This window comes from Xanthomonas cissicola, assembly GCF_008801575.1.
Lineage (GTDB): Bacteria > Pseudomonadota > Gammaproteobacteria > Xanthomonadales > Xanthomonadaceae > Xanthomonas > Xanthomonas cissicola.
The window spans coordinates 1-3290 of the sequence record NZ_VZPL01000150.1 but is presented as its reverse complement, the minus strand read 5'-3'; the positions used below and the strand labels follow the sequence as shown (position 1 = coordinate 3290).

Genomic DNA, 3290 nt, shown 5'->3' with positions numbered 1-3290 from the left:
GGACTTTGCCGCAGGCAAGACCACGCTGGCGGATCTGGCCAAGCATGCGGCCGGCAATGCGCCCCAGCAGATCAGCGGCCGCCAGGAAGCGTATGAAAACCTGATCAATCAGTATCTGACGCGTTGATGTCCCGTGGCCGGCGGCGCATTGCGTCGCCGGCCGATGGCGGCCACCCCCGTGGACGCTCCCTTGCACGTTCCCAGGTGAACCCATGTCCAGTGTTTCCATTGACGGCGCCCCCGATGCCGGCGAGAACACCCGTTTCATCATCCTGATTAGTTGCGTGGCCACGATCGGTGGCTTCCTGTTCGGCTTCGATAGCGGCGTGATCAATGGCACCGTCGACGGCCTGAAACAGACCTTCCAGTCCACCGCTGCCGAGACCGGCTTCGAGGTCGCCTCGATGCTGCTGGGCTGTGCCATCGGCGCCTTCTTTGCCGGCCGCCTGGCCGACCGCTGGGGCCGCCGCGCGGTCCTGATCATTTCCGCGGCGCTGTTCCTGCTCTCGGCCATCGGGGCCGGCGCCTCGCACAGCTCTGCCTTTTTCATCTTTGCGCGCGTGATGGGCGGCTTTGCGGTGGGCGCGGCTAGCGTCATTTCGCCGGCCTACATCGCCGAGGTCGCCTCCGCGCGCTACCGCGGCCGGCTCGCCACGATGCAGCAGATCGCCATCATCAGCGGGCTGTTCTGCGCATTCCTGAGCAACTACCTGCTGGCCAATGCCGCCGGTGCCTCCACCGAGCCGCTCTGGGCCGGGCAGGCCGCCTGGCGCTGGATGTTCTGGATGCAGGCGGTTCCCTCCCTCCTGTTCCTGTTGCTGCTGCTGGTCATCCCGGAAAGCCCGCGCTATCTGGTGGTCAAGGGTCGCCGCGAGCAGGCGCTGGTGGTACTCAAGCGCCTGTACGGCAACGCCGCCGCGCAGACCAAACTGGGCGAGATTTCCGCCTCGATGGCGGCCGACCAGCACAAGCCCAAGTTCTCCGACCTGATCAACAAGGCCACCGGCAAGATCCGCCCCATCGTCTGGATCGGCATTGGCCTGGCGGTGTTCCAGCAACTGGTCGGCATCAACGTGGTGTTCTACTACGGCGCGGTGTTGTGGCAGGCAGTGGGCTTCTCCGAGCAGGATGCGCTGTTGATCAACGTGCTTTCCGGCGGCCTCAGCATCGGTGCCTGCTTGGTCACGGTGATGCTGGTGGACAAGATCGGCCGCAAGCCGCTGCTGTGGATCGGCTCGGCCGGCATGGCCGTCTCGCTGGCCTTGGTGACCTACGCGTTTGCCACTGCCTCGCTGGATCCCAACGGCAAGCTTGCGATGTCCGATGCCATGGGCATGCTCGCCTTGGTGGCCGCCAACGTCTACGTGGTGTTCTTCAACGCCTCGTGGGGCCCGGTGATGTGGGTGATGCTGGGCGAAATGTTCCCCAACCAGATCCGCGGCTCGGGCCTGGCCATTGCCGGTGCCGCGCAGTGGACGTCCAACTTCGCCATCACCGTCAGCTTCCCGATCCTGCTCGGCAGTATCGGTCTGGCCGGTGCCTACGGCATCTACACCGTCGCCGCCTTCATCTCGGTGTTCTTCGTACTCAAGTACGTCTACGAGACCAAGGGCAAGGAGCTGGAGCAGATGGAGGGCTGAATCAGCTGTGTGTGCGATAGCTATGCGTGCTGCGATAAAGGCCGCCAAGGGCGGCCTTTATCGCGTCTGTGCATGTCCGTTGGTTGAGCATGAGTCTGGCCCGAAACGATTAATATCTCGGCAGTCGCGGGGCGCTTGTGGTAGCTGCTGAACGCCGTGGCTTTGCCGCCACTGATTCGTCAAGGTTGATGATGCTAAACGTGTCACTGCACCAGCGAAGTGCATGATGTCGTCGCGCAGTGGTGACGAGTCGGTAGGCTGTCTGGCTTTTTCCGCAATGTGTGCGCCACCGCTATACTCCGGCGGTCGATTCCCTCCAGACTAGGGCGCATCGTGAAACCAAGGAGCGGTGGTATGGCGGCAACAAGAGAGCTTGTCAGGGGTGCGCTGATCAGCGTGTGCTACTGCTTGGCCTTCCTGTCACTCTGGTATTGCTCCATCGATCAGTGGTATTTGCCGGTTGGCCTGCGTGTCGTCGCTCTACTATTCAGGCCTTATCGCGAGTGGCCTTTTCTGCTGGCAGGCGATGCGGCGGCGATGCTGTGGCTCCGTGTGCCGCTCTCGCACAACCAAGGTTACGACCCGGCCTGGGGTTATCTGAGTCCCTTTCTGCACGCACCCATGATTGCTTTGGGGATCTGGTCCGCGCGTCGCTACTGCGGGAAGCTGATCCAGCAGACCCCCTTCCTCATTCCGCTTTCCATTGCGATCGCGTTTTTCAATTCTTCGTGGAGCATCGTTCTTAATGCTTCACTCGACGGCCCTTCAACTGCCGATGCAGGTCAATTTCTCGTCCGCTACTGGTTGGGGAGTTATCAGGGAATACTGGCCTTCCTGCTTCCCGTTCTGCTTTGGTCCCCCCAGCGGCGAGGGCCAACCCGGGCGGACTTGCCGGGGGATTTGGCGCTATCGGTTGTTGTCATCCTGGTGCTGTTCTACATCCTTGGCTTCACGCAAGGCATATGGGCTCGAAAGGTCTTGATGGCGTTGCTGATCGGGCCTGCGATCTTCTTGACCCGCAACCATGGCTGGACAGGTACTGCGCTGGGTACGTTGCTAGCCAACTTCGCGCTGGCAATCACTTTGCCTAAGACGTACGAGATTGGTTACTACAATGCACAGTTGTTCGACGTTCAAATCTTTCACGTCATTGTCAGTGCCATTCTTTTCTCCGCAGGTGCGAAATTCGTCAAGCCTGTAAAGCGATTTGAGACGATCCGGCGAGTAAGGGTCGATGCGCAGCGTGCCATCCAGGAGAGCTATCTCTCCGCTGAGAGGACGCTGAGGAATCGAGTTGTCGAGTATTCCGACATCAATGTTCAGGTGAACAGGATGCGGAAGTCGGTTATCGCTGACCTGCGTGCTCGGGGACAGCACGCTGCGGCAATGGAGATCACCCGTCTCGCCGTGCTTGAATCTCAGCTCTTGCACGAGTATGTCGGAGCGCTATACCCGCTCGAGATCGAAACGCACGGACTGTTCCGATCGTTACGTTCGGCCGCCTTTGAGCGGCTGAATGCAACTAGGGCCTGTTAACACATCCGAAGCCCATCAACGACTAGGACGAAGCTGAGGAATCCAAGGAACATGACATCCAGCTTCTCGAAGCGCGAGAAAATCCGGCGGTAGCCTTTCAAGCGACGGAACAGT

General features: G+C 60.6%; 2 protein-coding genes and 2 pseudogenes. 3 read left to right on the top strand and 1 reads right to left on the bottom strand.

The features are described 5' to 3' along the window. The 3 genes and pseudogenes from F7R02_RS27755 to F7R02_RS24640 form a co-directional block, all read left to right on the top strand. The coding region (locus F7R02_RS27755; RefSeq protein WP_284176098.1) for a hypothetical protein at nt 1-127 on the top strand (127 nt) is incomplete at its 5' end. 85 nt (nt 128-212) lie between these two features. Beyond that, on the top strand, nt 213-1640 hold the full coding sequence (locus F7R02_RS24645; RefSeq protein WP_003481947.1) for a sugar porter family MFS transporter: 1428 nt from the start codon (nt 213-215) through the stop codon (nt 1638-1640). A gap of 354 nt (nt 1641-1994) precedes the next feature. Continuing rightward, nucleotides 1995-3167 (top strand): annotated as a pseudogene (locus F7R02_RS24640) (MASE1 domain-containing protein); the annotation flags it as partial. A 5-nt stretch (nt 3168-3172) separates the two neighbouring features. Here F7R02_RS24640 and F7R02_RS24635 read toward each other — a convergent pair. After that, nucleotides 3173-3290: pseudogene (locus F7R02_RS24635) on the bottom strand (IS5-like element ISCARN85 family transposase); the annotation flags it as partial.

Coding starts and splice junctions, on each gene's coding strand:
- F7R02_RS24645 (WP_003481947.1), top strand. CDS start 213: ATGTCCAGTGTTTCCATTGACGGCGCCCCCGATGCCGGCGAGAACACC.